This is a genomic window from Escherichia sp. E4736 (genome assembly GCF_005781225.1).
Taxonomy (GTDB): domain Bacteria; phylum Pseudomonadota; class Gammaproteobacteria; order Enterobacterales; family Enterobacteriaceae; genus Escherichia.
This window is the reverse complement of sequence record NZ_VATT01000011.1, coordinates 38,793-54,368: the sequence shown is the minus strand read 5'-3', so window position 1 is coordinate 54,368 and position 15,576 is coordinate 38,793. Positions and strand designations below refer to the sequence as shown.

Sequence of the window (15,576 nt, the reverse complement as noted above, 5' to 3'; positions counted from 1 at the left end):
CCGGCCTGGCATTAATTAAACTCGGCTACCCCACAAATCGTACTCATCGGCATGCTCGACTTTCACACGCAGGATGTCGCCCGGCTTAACCTTGGTTTCACCGTTGAGATAGACCGCGCCGTCGATTTCCGGCGCATCAGCCATACTGCGGCCAATCGCGCCTTCTTCATCCACTTCGTCGATGATCACCAGAATTTCACGGCCAACTTTCTCCTGCAGGCGCTCGGCGGAAATCTGTTGTTGCAGTTGCATGAAGCGATTCCAGCGTTCTTCTTTCACTTCTTCCGGGACCTGGTCCGGCAGAGCATTGGCATCAGCGCCTTCAACCGGGCTGTATTTAAAGCAGCCAACGCGATCCAGACGTGCTTCTTTCAGGAAGTCGAGCAGCATCTGGAAATCTTCTTCCGTCTCGCCAGGGAAGCCGACAATAAAGGTTGAACGCAGGGTCAGTTCCGGGCAGATTTCACGCCATTTTTTGATACGTGCCAGTTGGCGATCCACCGAACCTGGGCGCTTCATCAGTTTGAGAATGCGCGGGCTGGCATGCTGCAGCGGAATATCCAGATATGGCAGGATTTTGCCTTCAGCCATCAGCGGGATGACGTCGTCCACGTGCGGATAAGGGTAAACGTAGTGCAGACGTGTCCAGATCCCCAGTTTCGATAACTGTTCGCACAGGCTGACCATGCTGGTTTTTACCGGCTCGCCGTTGTGGAAGCCAGTACGGTGTTTAACATCTACGCCATAGGCGGAAGTATCCTGTGAGATCACCAGAATCTCTTTAACGCCCGCATCCACCAGACGTTTCGCTTCGCTTAATACTTCGCCAATCGGGCGGCTCACCAGATCGCCGCGCATTGAAGGAATAATGCAGAAGGTGCAGCGGTGGTTACAACCTTCGGAAATCTTCAGATAGGCGTAATGACGCGGGGTCAACTTAACACCCTGTTCCGGCACCAGGCTCAGGAACGGATTGTGTTTCGGTTTTGGCACGTAGTGATGAACGTGCTCCAGAACTTGCTCGTAGCTATGAGGCCCGGTGATTTCCAGCACTTTCGGGTGAACTTCGCGGATCTGATCTTCTTTTGCTCCCAGACAACCAGTCACAATCACCTTGCCGTTTTCATTCAACGCTTCGCCAATGGCTTCCAGAGATTCTTGCACCGCGCTGTCAATAAAGCCGCAGGTGTTGACGATCACCATATCTGCGTCGTCATAGCTCGGTACTACGTCATAACCTTCAGTACGCAGTTCGGTAAGAATGCGCTCTGAATCGACGAGGTTTTTCGGACAGCCGAGGGAAACAAAGCCGATTTTCGGCTGGGGAGTTACTTTGCTCATAGCTTAAAAAATATTCAGTTACAGGAAAGGTCAGGGCAGGGATTCTACAGAGTTCTGGATAAAATTTGTATCGTAATCTGGTCAACAGGCGAGGAAAACGCCCCAAATATCGGGGCGCAAATGATTGTCATGCTACTGGGTTTTCAGTTAGCGCCTCCGCAGGCTGGCTACTGGATTTGTCCCGCAGCGTAAAGACCGAAATAAGTGTGAAGCAACCGGCAATCGCCCCCAGGATTAGATAGGTTTCAGCAAAGCCAATGGTGTCATACAGATAGCCGGCAATGGGTGAATAGATTGCCGTGGCGATGGATGCCACAAAAAGCACCAGCAGGTATACCGTCGAAGAGAGTTTATGATCAAAGTTAGCCGCGATAAATTTAAACACAGACACCAGGATCAGTGGTTTTTCGATGGCGTGCATCATTTTAACGGCCGCAATCCACACTGGCCCCAGTTGGATAGCAGAACCGGCAATGCGTAGCGACATAATGGTTCCGGCAATCACTAATGCCCATTTGGCGCCAGTGCGGTTAACAAACCACGGCATCAGACAGAGAAATAAGGTTTCTCCACAGACCTGGACAGAAGCCAGAATCCCGTACCAGCGATTGCCTTCTTCTGGCGTCGGGAATTGCAGCGAAAAATATTGTGCGAATTGTTGATCGTAGGTGTCATAAATTTGTGTTACGAACAGAGTGAACATCAATAAAAACCAGAACTGACTATTTTTCGCCAGTTCAAGCGCATGGATAGCTTTCAGCGAATTGGTTTTTTCAATTTCCGCCTCGGTCAGTTCAATTTTGGTAAACATAAAGCAGATTGCGGCGATCACAATGGCACAGCTTGCCAGCCAGAAAGAGAGATTAGGGCTGGTATCAATGTATTTACCCACAATCCACGCGGCAGCGGCCCATCCCAGAGAGCCCCACATTCTTACGCGACCATATTCAAAATGATAACGGCGCGAAACTTTATCTATCCAGGAATCCAGAACGCCACAGCCAGAATTAAAAATGATCCCCAGGTAAACGCCACCCAAAACAGCGCCCAGCCAGAAGTTATGAACCAGAAGCGGGGCATACACATAAATAAAGAATGGGCCTACGGGAAGTAATAATGCGACGAGGAGCCAGATGAGTTGTTTCTTAAGACCAAATTTATCGGAGATGAAACCGAAGAACGGCTGCATTAATAACGCAATGAAAGCATTAACGGAATAAAGCAATCCTGTGCGTGTGGCGGTAATTTCCAGATGCTGTGTCGTCCATATGACAAAAAATGCCATCGTTGCCGACCAGGCGAAGAGGTACAGAAAATCGAAAATACTGAGCAAAATATAATTACGTTTACCGGGCAATAACATAGCCATATCCTCAATCACTGGCGTTGGGTCATTTACCGTTGGCACAGGCATTAGCTGTGCTTACTGGTTATTGTTTTGGTATGCATCTCCGGAAATGTCATACGTTAACAATTTCATTTTTACTCTGACCCTGACCGCGATGATTAGGCAATGTGTTAAATGAATGTTTGAGATTTACATCACAATTATTGCTGATAATAAAAAAGATTTAGCGAAACAGATCACTAAATCTTTTTATGAGAACGTATTACTTTTATGCCTTTCGTGTTAGCTCATCTGCCAGTGTGCGAAGGTGTTCAGCAATATTCATCAGATCAGTCTGTGGTGAGTGCAGGGGACCAGCAGAGTTACGCACGACCAGGCGACTGGGAAGGATGGTTGAAGAGCGGAGCATCGGGTGTTCATCGTCCGGCTGTAAAATTTGTTGAACGGCAATTTTCCCTTGTAAATCAAAGTCGATTGCGACCGTCGTTAGCGAAGGTTCAAAAAATGCACTCTCATAGGTGTCGTCATAGCCTATGACAGAAATATCTTGCGGGATTTTACGTTTTTGTTGATGTAAGGCGCTTAATGCCCCCAATGCCATCTGATCATTGGCGATCAGAAGAGCGGTTACCTGTGGTGTTTCACGTAGCATTTGTAACGTCGCCAGATAGCCGCTTTGAGCGTCCCAACTACCATAATGAATGGCCAGCGGCGTCAGTTGGAGTGAAGCGAGGGTGTCGCGCCAGGTATTGAGTCGTAGCCGCGCTGGTACTGAATTTTCAGGGCCAGAGATCAAGCAAAATTGACGATGCCCCAAATCGTAAAGATGTTTCACGCTGGCGCGTGCACCTTCTGCGGGATTAAAAGTGACGTTAAATACCGGGCTATAAGGGTCTACGTCGAGAAACAAACACAATACATCGCTGTTTTCAGCAACCAGTGTTTCAGCCAATGCCGTTTCCAGCGGTGCGTTGATAATAATCTTTGTTACCCGTTGTGCTTTTAATTCATTAATTGCAGCCTGAATACCTTTAATATCAACATCGTCAATCATGGATATCAGCACCTGATATCCCTGTTCTCCGGCATATTTTTTCACTGCTGCCGCAATTTGCGAGGGGGCATGCAGGGCAAGTGAAGTTGTAACCAGCCCGACCGTTTTGCTCTCTTTCCCTACCAACTGTTGAGCTACGCGATTTGGAACGTACTTAAGTTCGGCAATGGCTTGTTCAATTTTTTGACGTGTTTTAGCAGACACGTTCGCTGAATTGTTAAGCACCCGCGACACTGTCTGATAAGAAACATTGGCATGACGAGCAACATCGGCAAGGGTTGCAGCTTTGGTTTTCATATTCGCCCCGGCTAAAAGATTTGTCACAGTATACCGCAGTGAATGTCATACGTATCACGCTCACCTGTCTCAGTGCCGGTAAGCTGAACCGACGAACCTGTTTGAAGGGAAAAACGCGTACTTGATCACATTCCTGCCGGACATTCCTTGCATAACGAAGCAATAAATTACTAGATGACATTATTGTGAACGAATAACATTTTTTGTCTGTTTAAAACAATTCAGGAGTCAGCATGGACAAGTACCCACCGATCATCCCCAGAGCCCCATGGTTACTTCATGGCGCTGATTACAATCCGGAGCAATGGTTACATGTCCCTGGGATTCTGGAAAAAGATATCGCTATGATGCAACAGGCTGGTTGTAACACCATGTCGGTGGGCATTTTTAGCTGGTCAATGCTGGAACCCACAGAGGGTGAGTATCGCTTTGACTGGCTGGATGAGGTGCTGGATAAACTTCATGCTGGTGGGATCTCTGTCTTCCTCGCAACACCAAGCGGAGCCAAACCCGCCTGGCTTGCTGCTCGTTATCCAGAGGTTCTGAGAGTTAGCGCCTCACGCGAGAAAATGCTTCACGGTGGTCGCCATAATCACTGCCTTTCTTCGCCAGTGTATAAAGATAAAGTGACGCAAATTAACCGTAAGCTGGCGCAGCGATACGCCAATCATCCGGCGGTTCTGGGATGGCATATCAGTAATGAGTATGGCGGAGAGTGTCATTGTAATGGATGCCAACAGGCGTTTCGCCGTTGGTTGCAGACGCGTTACACCACTCTTGAGGCGCTTAATCAGGCATGGTGGACTGGCTTCTGGAGTCATACATACAGTGACTGGTCACAAATTGAATCTCCTTCCCCAATAGGTGAAATGTCCAACCACGGTTTGAATCTTGATTGGCGGCGCTTTGTCACATCGCAGGTAAAAGAGTTCTATCAAATGGAAATCGCGCCGTTAAAAGCAGAACGCCCCGATTTACCTGCGACGACCAATTTTATGTGGTATTTCAATGACTACAACTACTGGGCATTAGCCGAAGTGGTTGATTTTGTGAGTTGGGATAGCTACCCCATGTGGCACAAACAGGAAGATGAACGCGCCGTAGCCTGTAAAACCGCGATGTATCACGACCTGATGCGTACCTTGAAAAATAAACCGTTTATTCTGATGGAATCCACGCCCAGTCAGACAAGCTGGCAGCCAACCAGCAAATTGAAAAAGCCGGGAATGAATATTCTTTCTTCCTTACAGGCCGTCGCTCACGGCGCAGACGGCGTGCACTATTTTCAGTGGCGTAAGAGTCGTGGTGCCGTGGAGAAGTTTCATGGTGCGGTGGTTGATCACGTCGGTCATCTGGAGACGCGTACCGGGCGCGAAGTCATACAACTGGGGCAACGGCTGGCTCATCTTAAACAACTGGTTGGGACGAAAACGCAGGCCAAAGTTGCCATTATTTTCGACTGGGAAAACCGCTGGGCGGTCAATGATGCTGCCGGGCCGCGCAATTGCGGGATCCACTACGAACAAACGGTAGTGGAGCATTACCGACCTTTCTGGGAGCAGGGCGTGGCGGTCGATATTATCAATGCTGATTGTGATCTTACGGGTTATCAGTTAGTTATCGCTCCAATGCTCTATATGGTTCGCGATGGATTTGCTGCGCGTGCTCGTGCTTATGTCGAAGCTGGTGGCAATTTTGTTACCACTTACTGGTCCGGGATTGTCAATGAAACCGATTTATGTCACCTGGGTGGGTTCCCTGGCCCGTTGCGTGACCTGATGGGCGTATGGGCTGAAGAAATTGATAGTCTTAATGATTATCAGCATAACGAAGTTATCTGCGAGCCGAATGCGTATGGACTGCAGGGGCAATGGCAGGCACGGGAATTATGTGCGGTTATTCACGCCGAAGGTGCTCAGGTTCTGGCGCGCTATGGTGAGGATTTTTATGCGGGTACACCTGCGTTAACGGTAAATCACGTCGGACAAGGTCGTGCTTTCTATGTGGCTTCGCGTAATGATGCGTCATTTCATCAAGCGTTTGCCGCGATGTTGATCAACACACTTCATCTCCCAAAAGCACTTGCTACTGAACTTCCTGCTGGCGTTATTGCAACGCGTCGGACAGACGGCGAGCAGGAATGGGTTTTTGTACAAAATTACACTGCTCATGTACAAAATGTTGTGCTTCCTGGAGCGTGGCGAGTGGCGGAAACGGGCAAGGCTTGTTCACAACAATTAGAACTGGCACCGTGGGGATGTGAGGTACTGGAAAGAGAAATAATGTAAATTAATATTAATAAGATGTGAAGTATTGATCCTTGACAGCATTTTGCTCAAAAAATAGCCATACTATTTAATTGCAACAAGGTTGGAAAGAGGAGGATCGAAGTATGTTCGTTGACAGACAGCGAATCGACCTGCTGAACCGGTTGAAAGACGCTCAAGTTGACCTCGCTGCATACGTGCATTTGAGGAAGGCCAAAGGATACATGTCCGTCAGCGAAAGCAATCATCTACGAGATAACTTTTTTAAACTGCATCGCGAATTGCACGATAAATCGCTGCGGTTGAATCTTCATCTGGATAAGGAAGAGTGGGATGCTCTTCATCATGCTGAAGAAGCATTAGCGACAGCCGCAGTATGTTTGATGAGTGGGTATCATGATTGCCCAAATTTTATTACCGTCAACGCCGATAAGCTTGAAAATTGTCTGATGAGCTTAACGCTGAGTATCCAGAGCCTGCAGAAGCACGCCATGCTTGAGAAGGCCTGAAAACTAAGGGGGAGAATGCATCTCCCCCTTCATGTTTAAGTTTATGTAAAAATGCATTTGTTGCGCTTTTGACTGACTACGCTTTAAGCCAGAGTCAATCCGGAGGCGTTATGCATCGACAATCCCTTTTCCTTGTGACCCTTTTCTGTGTTTCTTCCGCTCTCTGGGCGGCGCCTGCAACGGTAAATGTCGAAGTATTGCAAGACAAACTCGACCATCCCTGGGCGCTGGCCTTTTTACCCGATAATCACGGTATGTTAATCACGCTGCGTGGTGGCGAGTTACGCCACTGGCAAGAAGGAAAAGGATTATCTGCGCCGCTGGCTGGTGTGCCGGAAGTCTGGGTGCACGGGCAGGGAGGCTTGTTGGATGTAGCTTTAGCGCCTGATTTTGCCCAGTCTCGCCGCATCTGGTTAAGTTATTCGGAACAGGGAGATGATGACAAAGCCGGTACTGCCGTAGGTTATGGCCGTTTGAGCGATGATCTGACAAAAATAACGGATTTCCGCACCGTTTTTCGTCAGATGCCTAAGCTTTCTACCGGTAACCATTTTGGTGGACGGTTGGTGTTTGACGGCAAAGGTTATTTGTTTATTGGTCTGGGGGAAAACAATCAGCGCCCGACGGCGCAGGATCTGGATAAATTACAGGGCAAACTGGTGCGTCTGACCGACCAGGGCGAGATCCCGGATGATAATCCTTTTGCAAAGGAATCCGGCATGCGCGCTGAGATCTGGTCTTACGGCATTCGTAATCCGCAAGGGATGGCGATGAATCCGTGGAGCAATGCGCTGTGGCTGAATGAGCATGGTCCGCGCGGTGGTGATGAAATTAATATCCCGGAAAAAGGCAAAAATTACGGCTGGCCGCTGGCATCCTGGGGCATCAATTACTCGGGACTTAAAATACCGGAAGCGAAAGGGGGGATCGTTGCCGGTACCGAACAACCGATTTTCTACTGGAAAGATTCGCCCGCCGTGAGCGGTATGGCCTTCTATAACAGCGACAAATTCCCCCAGTGGCAGCAAAAATTATTTATTGGCGCGTTAAAAGACAAAGATGTCATCGTGATGAGCGTCAAAGGCAATCAGGTAACGGAAGATGGCCGTATATTAACGGACAGAGGGCAGCGAATTCGTGATGTTCGCACTGGGCCCGACGGTTATTTGTACGTATTGACCGACGAGTCCAATGGCGAATTACTGAAAGTAAGTCCACGTAATAATTAGCTAACGGGGATCATCACCACTTTACGCACTGCGGGGCGTTCAGTGAGCTGTTGATACCAGCGTTCCAGATTTGGGCGCGGTGTCCAGGTCAGACCGACGTTAAACAAATTGTAGATAAACGGTGCAATAGCGATATCACCCACGCCAAATTTATCACCAGAGAACCATTTCACTTTTGCCAGTTCCGCATCAAGAAGGGCAAACAGAGCGTCGCATTCCTTGCAACTGGCATCAATGGCGGCCTGGTCGCGCTCTTCAGGCGGTGTTCTGACCAATCCCATCAGGATCCCGCGATGGGCATTACTGAGCGTCTGGTTTGCCCAGTCCATCCATTTTTCCGCTTCTGCACGACGTGCTGGCGAGTCGATCCACAAGCGGTTTTGCCCGTACTGTGCTGCCAGGTAGCGGACAATGGCGTTCGATTCCCAGAGAATTAAATCACTTTCGTCGTCGCGCAACAGCGGCACCAGCCCGTTGGGATTCATCGCCAGAAAGTCGGCGTCATGGTTTACTCCAAACTCACGGCCCGCGAGAATTTGCTCATAAGGTAGATCCAGTTCTTCGAGCGTCAGCAACACTTTTTTTACGTTGGTTGAATTATTCCGACCCCACAGCGTAATCATACTCACCCCTTTTTACACAGGCAGCCACAGGCTGAACAGGACTCTGATGGTGGAGTAAAGTTAACTTTTAAGCAACAGTTGGTAAAAAAATGACGCCAGAAGCAGCGAAGCGGCAGGATATTGCATAAACTTTAAAAACTTTACCAACTTACGGTTTCTTTAAGTTTGTGTGTGCGTTATTAATCACCGAACTTATCATACGGCGATATAACGTATTTTTTTTGAATGGATACTCGGGTGGCATTTATGACGCAATACTCCTCTTTCCTTCGTGGTCTTGCAGCGGGTTCTGCATTTTTATTTCTTTTTGCCCCAACGGCATTCGCGGCGGAACAGACCGTTGACGCGCCGAGCGTGGATGCGCGTGCATGGATTTTAATGGATTACGCCAGCGGAAAAGTGCTGGCTGAAGGTAATGCGGATGAGAAACTGGATCCAGCCAGTCTGACCAAAATCATGACCAGCTATGTGGTTGGGCAGGCGCTCAAGGCCGATAAGATTAAACTCACCGATATGGTGACGGTCGGTAAAGATGCCTGGGCGACGGGGAATCCGGCGCTGCGCGGTTCGTCGGTGATGTTCCTCAAACCGGGCGATCAGGTTTCGGTGGCCGATTTAAACAAAGGCGTGATTATTCAGTCCGGTAATGACGCCTGTATTGCGCTGGCAGATTACGTCGCGGGCAGTCAGGAGTCATTTATTGGCTTGATGAATGGTTATGCTAAAAAATTGGGCCTGACCAACACCACCTTCCAGACGGTCCACGGCCTTGACGCTCCGGGGCAGTTCAGTACCGCACGCGATATGGCCTTGCTGGGCAAAGCGTTAATCCACGATGTACCGGAAGAGTACGCCATTCATAAAGAGAAGGAATTTACCTTCAACAAGATTCGCCAGCCAAACCGTAACCGTCTGCTGTGGAGTAGTAATGTCAATGTCGATGGCATGAAGACCGGTACTACGGCAGGAGCCGGTTACAACCTGGTGGCCTCCGCGACCCAGGGCGACATGCGTTTGATCTCTGTGGTACTGGGAGCGAAAACCGATCGTATCCGTTTTAATGAGTCCGAAAAGTTGCTCACCTGGGGCTTCCGTTTCTTTGAAACCGTGACACCAATTAAACCTGATGCCACCTTTGTGACCCAGCGAGTCTGGTTTGGCGATAAGAGTGAAGTGAATCTCGGTGCTGGCGAAGGCGGAGCGGTGACTATTCCGCGTGGACAACTGAAAAACCTGAAAGCCAGTTATACATTAACCGAACCGCAGCTCACCGCACCGCTGAAAAAAGGCCAGGTCGTCGGAACCATTGATTTCCAGCTTAACGGTAAATCTATTGAACAGCGTCCGCTGATCGTAATGGAGAATGTGGAAGAGGGGGGATTCTTTGGTCGGATGTGGGATTTCGTGATGATGAAATTCCATCAGTGGTTTGGTAGCTGGTTCTCTTAATCTTTAGATGACCGGATGGCGCGTTGACGTCATCCGGCGATGCTTAATTAATACATTAACTTAATACGCTGCGTTTGCGCGTACTTCACATACTCATCTTCCGGACAACGATCGCTTACTACGATATCAAAGCGTTTCAGGTCGCCCATGCGTGCCGGACGTACCTTACCAAACTTACTGTGGTCGACAACCAGCACATGCTTTTGCGCCATCGACATAGCCCAGTGTTTTACCGGCAACTCTTCAAGATTAAAACAGGTTGCGCCTTTTTTGATATGTACACCCGCAGCGGAATAAAAAGCGATATCCGGACAAAAATTATTCAGCGTTTGTTGAAAATCGATAGGTTTGAAGATGGCGTTGCTGGCGTGAAATTCTCCACCACTAAGAAACGCCCGGCAATGTGGTTTCTCTTGCAGCGCCAGAAAGGTATTTAGTGAATAACAAACGGCGGTGAAAGGGATTTCATTATCAATCGCTTCAATAATCCAGGGCGTAGTGGTGCCGCAGTCAAAAAAGAGGGTCTGACCGGGTTCTACCAACGTCGCGGCCAGTTTCGCAGCGCGGCGTTTTTCTTCCACCAGACGGGATTTTTGGTCGCTTAGCAGGTAATGGCTGGCGCTGCGTGGTTCGAGAACGATATAGCCGCCGAGTAATACGACGGGGGCGCTGTTGTTATTCAGGTCGCGACGAATCGTCATCTCTGAAACCCCAAGTAGGGCGGCGGCGTCCTTCAGATGTAACTTATCGCTGCGTTTTAATTCCTGGAGTAATTGCCCGATGCGCTCTTCGCGACGTGTTTCCATATTCCCTCTGAATAGTTATTGAAGCGAGCCGCCTGATATTACACGTTTTATCCGAAATCAGCCACGTACCCAGCCTTTACGGATCGGTAAGGCGAAACAGAAGCGATACCACGATTGCAGCCGCTGGTAGAGCATCGCCCCCGCAGCTTGCCAGATAATCTGCGCGCTAAGGCAACCAATCATTCCCGCCAACAACCCACCAAGCATATCCAGTGGCCAGTGGACGCCAAGGTAGACCCGCGACCAGGCAATAATTACGGCCAGCACCATGAGAAGCGATCCGGACCACAAACGATGCCAGATTAAAAATGCCAGAGCGAAGGTGAAGATCACCGTGCCGTGATCGCTCGGGAAAGAGTCATCCGCCGCATGGTGCAGGAAGTTATAGCCGATATTCTCGACAAACGGGCGGTCATGTGGAAATAAATGACCCATCCACCAGGAAACAAACAGACTTACAGCCAGTGCGATCGCTATTTTTATCACTATCTGCCGTTGCGCCGTACGTCCCCACAGCCAAAGTACCCCGGCCAGTAGCGGCACCACAGTAATCAAATCTTTGGCAATAAAAATCGCCAACGAGATCATCCACGGAGAAGAATCTGGCGTGGCATTAATTAGAGAGAATAATGAGTAATTGAGATTTTCCAGCATAACTTCCAGACTCATAAGGTGTTTAATGGGGAGCCGTCAGGCAAGGCGGTGAGAATAAGGTGCATGTTAAACAGGGTAAAGCGGCATCGTCTTATTTCTCATAAGCGGCCCGTATTACGTGAAGTAATGGTAACGCGCGGTAGTTAAATAAAGCTTAAAAAAAGAGAGTCTAATCGCCGATTAATGTAAGAATGTGCTTAAGGAGCAAAAATTGCTTTCTCGTTAGCCGCGCTTTTATTAAACTTTGCGCGATTATTATTGGCGAAGAAATTGCATGCAAAATAGATTAGCTAATGGTGCCAGACTTGGACGTCAGGCATTACTTTTCCCTCTCTGTCTGGTGCTCTACGAATTTTCAACCTATATCGGTAACGATATGATTCAGCCCGGTATGTTGGCCGTGGTGGAACAGTACCAGGCGGGCATTGATTGGGTTCCTACCTCGATGACCGCGTACCTTGCGGGTGGGATGTTTTTACAGTGGCTGCTGGGGCCATTGTCGGATCGTATTGGTCGCCGTCCGGTGATGCTGGCGGGCGTAGTGTGGTTTATCATCACTTGTCTGGCGATATTACTGGCGCAAAACATTGAACAATTCACGCTGTTGCGCTTCTTGCAGGGCATAAGCCTCTGTTTCATTGGCGCTGTGGGTTACGCCGCAATTCAGGAATCCTTCGAAGAGGCGGTTTGTATCAAGATCACCGCGCTGATGGCGAACGTGGCGCTGATTGCTCCGCTACTCGGCCCGTTGGTGGGTGCGGCGTGGATCCATGTGCTGCCCTGGGAAGGGATGTTTGTATTATTTGCCGCATTGGCAACGATCTCCTTCTTCGGTCTGCAACGTGCCATGCCAGAAACCGCCACGCGTATAGGTGAGAAACTGTCGCTGAAAGAGCTCGGGCGTGACTACAAGCTGGTGCTGAAGAATGGTCGCTTTGTTGCGGGGGCGCTGGCACTGGGGTTTGTTAGTCTGCCGTTGCTGGCGTGGATTGCCCAGTCGCCGATTATTATCATAACCGGCGAGCAGTTGAGCAGCTATGAATATGGTTTGCTGCAAGTTCCCATTTTCGGCGCATTAATTGCGGGGAACCTACTGCTGGCGCGACTGACCTCGCGTCGCACCGTACGTTCGCTGATCATTATGGGCGGTTGGCCGATTATGATTGGTCTGTTGGTCGCCGCTGCGGCAACGGTCATCTCATCGCACGCGTATTTGTGGATGACCGCTGGGTTAAGTATTTATGCTTTTGGTATTGGTCTGGCGAATGCGGGACTGGTGCGTCTGACGTTGTTTGCCAGCGATATGAGTAAAGGTACGGTTTCTGCGGCGATGGGGATGTTGCAAATGCTGATTTTCACTGTCGGTATTGAGATCAGTAAACACGCGTATCTGAACGGCGGCAATGGTCTGTTTAATCTCTTCAACCTTGCCAACGGAATTTTGTGGCTGCTGCTGATGTTTATCTTTTTAAAAAATAAACAGGTAGGAAATTCGCACGAAGGGTAAAAAAAATGCCTGATTGCACAATGCAATCAGGCATTTTCGTATTAATGGTGATGGTCATCGATCTGATGTTCGATAACCATTCCTTCGCCAACGCTGGCAAGGTGACGAACATACGGATGTGGACGGTAAGCCGGAGCAGGAGCCACATAGACGGTTTGCGGCACAGTAGCGACACTGACGGCTTGTGGAACGCTGACAGAATCAGGGACCACTACCACTTTGTATCCACTTGGCACATCGACGGTAACGCTTTGCGCCATCGTTGCACCGGCAAAACTCATGAGAAACGCGCCCAGCAAAACATAATTCTTCATAATCATTTCGCCTGAAATAATCCAGTGAGTTAATTTCTGCGAATTATGCAGCCTTCATTCAGGCGTTGTGTTGCCGGGCGTGCTGCCGTTTTATTGATTAAATGGCGCTTCGTGTTTAAGAACTTTATCAATCACGTCCAGTACGCCTTCACGGTTATTGGAACCTGCACGATATTTCGCCGCTGCAACAACCACGCTGCCGGCATTTTCCATTGCGAAGCTGTACCCTGCCTGACGCAGCATCTCAATATCATTACCGCCATCGCCAAAGACCACGACTTCGCTGTCGTCTATTCCCCATAATTTCTGGAGTTGACGCAGGCCATTGGCTTTATGCACGCCGGGGATGATTAAATCGATGCTGCCGTTGCCGGTATGCACTGGCACCATAATATCGCCGATGGCTTCATGTAATGCTTTCTGCACTTGTGGAATCAGTTCATCGGAAAGATTCAGGCCAAACTTGAAGAAGATATCTTCTAGGTTGTCAAAGTTATCGACGTATTCCAGACGGTGATAATACATTTCCGCCACGGTTTTCATGGCATCGTCATATTTTTTGAGGGTATAGGCGCTATTTTTGCCGCAGGCAATAATCTCCACTTCCGGGCGCGTCAGCAAATGCGCCACGACAGTGGCAAAAGCATCTTTCGATAGCTCACCATTAAAAACATCTTTGCCTTCGCTCACTACCCAGCCACCATTTTCCGCCACAAAAGCAATTTCATCGGCAATTTCGGGGAAGAATGAGATCAACTGATAATATTGATTCCCGCTGGCAACCACAAAGCGAATACCTTGTGCTTTCATCTGCTGATATTGGGCCATAAACCGCTCGCGGTTATAGGTTTTTTGATCGCTTAAGAAAGTACCGTCCATGTCTACCGCAATTAATTTAATGCCCATCAACTATTCTCCATCGCAGTCTGCGTTTTTGTATTGGGTTTGGCGACGGCTTTTGCGACGATAGCCGCGAGAATAACCAGCGCCAGTACAACCAGCATTGCACTACGTAATCCATAATGTTCGCCGAGATAGCCCAGCAGTGGCGGCCCGACGAGGAAAGCCAGATAACCGGTCGTGGCCACTACGCTGACACGGGTTGGTGCATCGGGGCCGGTATCACTGGCGGCTGAAATGGTCAGCGGGAAGCCCAGCGAGGCACCCAGTCCCCAAAGAACGACAGATACCCCGGCGACCCAGGCGCTATCAACAAAAATAATTAGCCCGATACCCAACGCACCCATTAGTGCACTGGCACGTACCACAGCAACGCGGCTGTAACGATCAATAAACCAGCCGCCGGTAAAACGTCCAACGGTCATCCCCAATGTGAAACCTGCGTATATCAATGAGCCGGATGTTGGGCTAAATCCGTGGCCATCAACCATTAATAAGGGTAACCAGTCGTTGGCAGAACCTTCTGCAAAAGCCATTGCCAGCACCACGACACCAATTAATAGCAACTGAATATCACGATAAAAAGGAACCCCTTTTTCACTATGCTGCGTGCCATCGGCAGCATTTTTTCCCGTACCGTCAGGGATTGCCTGAATAGCGATATAAATAGGCGCGATGCCCACCAGCGCCGCCAGCAAAATGTGAACAGTTGCCGGAACTCCAAAGGCCGTCAGCGCCATCCCTACACCAGCCCCCGCCAGCGTACCGAGACTGTAGAAGCCATGCATCATCGGCAAAACCGTTTTATTCATTTCTCGCTCAACGGCAGCACCTTCAACGTTTATCGCCACTTCTGCGGAACCAAAACTGGCGCCAAAAACGCCAAGACCAACGGCAAAGAGCACAGGAGATGTCAGCCAGAGCGCCAGACTTAATATCATCATCCCGATCAATGCGCAGGACATCGTGACCAGGATGACATTACGCGTCCCAAAGCGTTTTACTAACCACGCCGAGCAGAGAATGCCGCTCATCGAACCGATTGACAGACCAAAGAGCACTCCGCCCATTTCGGCGATAGAGACAGAAAGAATGTCGCGGATAGCGGGCGTTCTGGTTGCCCAGGAAGCCATTAGAAGGCCCGGCAAAAAGAAGAACATGAACAGCGCCCAGGTACGGCGTTTCAAGGCATTACGTGAAGAATTTACTGTCATAGATCACGTCAAAAAAAGAAGAGAGAAGACAACCTTAGCAAGGTTGTGTACATTTGTACACAAT

The 15,576-nt window shown here is 49.3% G+C and carries 14 protein-coding genes; 5 read left to right on the top strand and 9 right to left on the bottom strand.

Annotation, left to right across the window (positions count from 1 at the left end; translation table 11 throughout):
* Positions 1 to 15 precede the first annotated feature (15 nt).
* The 3 genes from rimO to FEK46_RS08180 all read right to left on the bottom strand — a co-directional run bounded on the left by rimO (position 16) and on the right by FEK46_RS08180 (position 4,040).
* The gene (gene rimO, locus FEK46_RS08190) at positions 16 to 1,341 is read right to left on the bottom strand and encodes a 30S ribosomal protein S12 methylthiotransferase RimO (RefSeq protein ID WP_130205175.1); all 1,326 of its coding nucleotides are present in this window, start codon (positions 1,339 to 1,341) and stop codon (positions 16 to 18) included.
* Positions 1,342 to 1,468: 127 nt separating this feature from the next.
* Positions 1,469 to 2,704: an oligosaccharide MFS transporter gene (locus tag FEK46_RS08185; RefSeq protein ID WP_130259824.1), complete on the bottom strand. Its 1,236-nt coding sequence runs from the start codon at positions 2,702 to 2,704 to the stop codon at positions 1,469 to 1,471.
* Between the two features lie 253 nt (positions 2,705 to 2,957).
* Positions 2,958 to 4,040, bottom strand: a complete 1,083-nt coding sequence (locus FEK46_RS08180) for a LacI family DNA-binding transcriptional regulator (protein WP_135559708.1) — start codon at positions 4,038 to 4,040, stop codon at positions 2,958 to 2,960.
* A 233-nt stretch (positions 4,041 to 4,273) separates the two neighbouring features.
* Here FEK46_RS08180 and FEK46_RS08175 point away from each other — a divergent pair, with 233 nt between their 5' ends.
* From FEK46_RS08175 to FEK46_RS08165, 3 genes are all read left to right on the top strand, one after another.
* On the top strand, positions 4,274 to 6,328 hold the full coding sequence (locus FEK46_RS08175; RefSeq protein WP_135559707.1) for a beta-galactosidase: 2,055 nt from the start codon (positions 4,274 to 4,276) through the stop codon (positions 6,326 to 6,328).
* A 104-nt stretch (positions 6,329 to 6,432) separates the two neighbouring features.
* Positions 6,433 to 6,816 carry a biofilm formation regulator BssR gene (bssR, locus tag FEK46_RS08170; protein WP_130259751.1) on the top strand — a complete coding sequence of 128 codons (384 nt, stop codon included), beginning with the start codon at positions 6,433 to 6,435 and terminating at the stop codon, positions 6,814 to 6,816.
* Positions 6,817 to 6,926: 110 nt separating this feature from the next.
* A complete protein-coding gene (locus FEK46_RS08165) occupies positions 6,927 to 8,045 on the top strand; it encodes a PQQ-dependent sugar dehydrogenase (RefSeq protein WP_135559706.1) in 1,119 nt (372 codons plus the stop codon).
* Here the strand turns inward: FEK46_RS08165 and gstB are convergent.
* A complete protein-coding gene (gene gstB, locus FEK46_RS08160; protein WP_130222154.1) occupies positions 8,042 to 8,668 on the bottom strand; it encodes a glutathione S-transferase GstB in 627 nt (208 codons plus the stop codon). The two genes, FEK46_RS08165 and gstB, sit on opposite strands and share 4 nt — an antisense overlap.
* A 246-nt stretch (positions 8,669 to 8,914) precedes the next feature.
* Between gstB and dacC the strand changes: the two genes are divergently transcribed.
* The gene (gene dacC / locus FEK46_RS08155) at positions 8,915 to 10,117 is read left to right on the top strand and encodes a serine-type D-Ala-D-Ala carboxypeptidase (protein ID WP_135559705.1); all 1,203 of its coding nucleotides are present in this window, start codon (positions 8,915 to 8,917) and stop codon (positions 10,115 to 10,117) included.
* A 47-nt stretch (positions 10,118 to 10,164) separates the two neighbouring features.
* Here the strand turns inward: dacC and deoR are convergent, their stop codons facing one another.
* Together deoR and ybjG are read right to left on the bottom strand one after the other, a co-directional pair.
* Complete coding sequence (deoR, locus tag FEK46_RS08150; RefSeq protein ID WP_130259747.1) at positions 10,165 to 10,923, bottom strand: DNA-binding transcriptional repressor DeoR; 759 nt, start codon at positions 10,921 to 10,923, stop codon at positions 10,165 to 10,167.
* Between the two features lie 57 nt (positions 10,924 to 10,980).
* Positions 10,981 to 11,577 carry an undecaprenyl-diphosphate phosphatase gene (gene ybjG / locus FEK46_RS08145; protein ID WP_135559893.1) on the bottom strand — a complete coding sequence of 199 codons (597 nt, stop codon included), beginning with the start codon at positions 11,575 to 11,577 and terminating at the stop codon, positions 10,981 to 10,983.
* A gap of 274 nt (positions 11,578 to 11,851) precedes the next feature.
* Between ybjG and mdfA the strand changes: the two genes are divergently transcribed.
* Positions 11,852 to 13,084 (top strand): multidrug efflux MFS transporter MdfA, encoded by a 1,233-nt coding sequence (gene mdfA / locus FEK46_RS08140; RefSeq protein ID WP_135406260.1) that lies wholly within the window; start codon positions 11,852 to 11,854, stop codon positions 13,082 to 13,084.
* 41 nt (positions 13,085 to 13,125) lie between these two features.
* On the opposite strand, the gene ybjH is transcribed toward mdfA, so the two are convergent.
* The 3 genes from ybjH to FEK46_RS08125 form a co-directional block, all read right to left on the bottom strand.
* On the bottom strand, positions 13,126 to 13,404 hold the full coding sequence (ybjH, locus tag FEK46_RS08135; RefSeq protein ID WP_130205193.1) for a protein YbjH: 279 nt from the start codon (positions 13,402 to 13,404) through the stop codon (positions 13,126 to 13,128).
* An 84-nt stretch (positions 13,405 to 13,488) separates the two neighbouring features.
* Positions 13,489 to 14,304 (bottom strand): 5-amino-6-(5-phospho-D-ribitylamino)uracil phosphatase, encoded by an 816-nt coding sequence (gene ybjI, locus FEK46_RS08130; RefSeq protein ID WP_138194665.1) that lies wholly within the window; start codon positions 14,302 to 14,304, stop codon positions 13,489 to 13,491.
* Positions 14,304 to 15,512 carry an MFS transporter gene (locus tag FEK46_RS08125; protein WP_131162165.1) on the bottom strand — a complete coding sequence of 403 codons (1,209 nt, stop codon included), beginning with the start codon at positions 15,510 to 15,512 and terminating at the stop codon, positions 14,304 to 14,306. Before FEK46_RS08125 ends, ybjI begins: the two co-directional genes overlap by 1 nt.
* Between the last annotated feature and the right edge of the window lie 64 nt (positions 15,513 to 15,576).

Bases quoted from the DNA above. Each gene is read 5' to 3' on its own strand.
- deoR (WP_130259747.1), bottom strand. From the start codon at position 10,923: ATGGAAACACGTCGCGAAGAGCGCATCGGGCAATTACTCCAGGAATTA.
- FEK46_RS08165 (WP_135559706.1), top strand. From the start codon at position 6,927: ATGCATCGACAATCCCTTTTCCTTGTGACCCTTTTCTGTGTTTCTTCC.
- ybjG (WP_135559893.1), bottom strand. From the start codon at position 11,577: ATGCTGGAAAATCTCAATTACTCATTATTCTCTCTAATTAATGCCACG.
- ybjH (WP_130205193.1), bottom strand. From the start codon at position 13,404: ATGATTATGAAGAATTATGTTTTGCTGGGCGCGTTTCTCATGAGTTTT.
- FEK46_RS08185 (WP_130259824.1), bottom strand. From the start codon at position 2,704: ATGTTATTGCCCGGTAAACGTAATTATATTTTGCTCAGTATTTTCGAT.
- FEK46_RS08180 (WP_135559708.1), bottom strand. From the start codon at position 4,040: ATGAAAACCAAAGCTGCAACCCTTGCCGATGTTGCTCGTCATGCCAAT.
- mdfA (WP_135406260.1), top strand. From the start codon at position 11,852: ATGCAAAATAGATTAGCTAATGGTGCCAGACTTGGACGTCAGGCATTA.
- FEK46_RS08125 (WP_131162165.1), bottom strand. From the start codon at position 15,512: ATGACAGTAAATTCTTCACGTAATGCCTTGAAACGCCGTACCTGGGCG.
- FEK46_RS08175 (WP_135559707.1), top strand. From the start codon at position 4,274: ATGGACAAGTACCCACCGATCATCCCCAGAGCCCCATGGTTACTTCAT.
- gstB (WP_130222154.1), bottom strand. From the start codon at position 8,668: ATGATTACGCTGTGGGGTCGGAATAATTCAACCAACGTAAAAAAAGTG.
- dacC (WP_135559705.1), top strand. From the start codon at position 8,915: ATGACGCAATACTCCTCTTTCCTTCGTGGTCTTGCAGCGGGTTCTGCA.
- ybjI (WP_138194665.1), bottom strand. From the start codon at position 14,304: ATGGGCATTAAATTAATTGCGGTAGACATGGACGGTACTTTCTTAAGC.
- rimO (WP_130205175.1), bottom strand. From the start codon at position 1,341: ATGAGCAAAGTAACTCCCCAGCCGAAAATCGGCTTTGTTTCCCTCGGC.
- bssR (WP_130259751.1), top strand. From the start codon at position 6,433: ATGTTCGTTGACAGACAGCGAATCGACCTGCTGAACCGGTTGAAAGAC.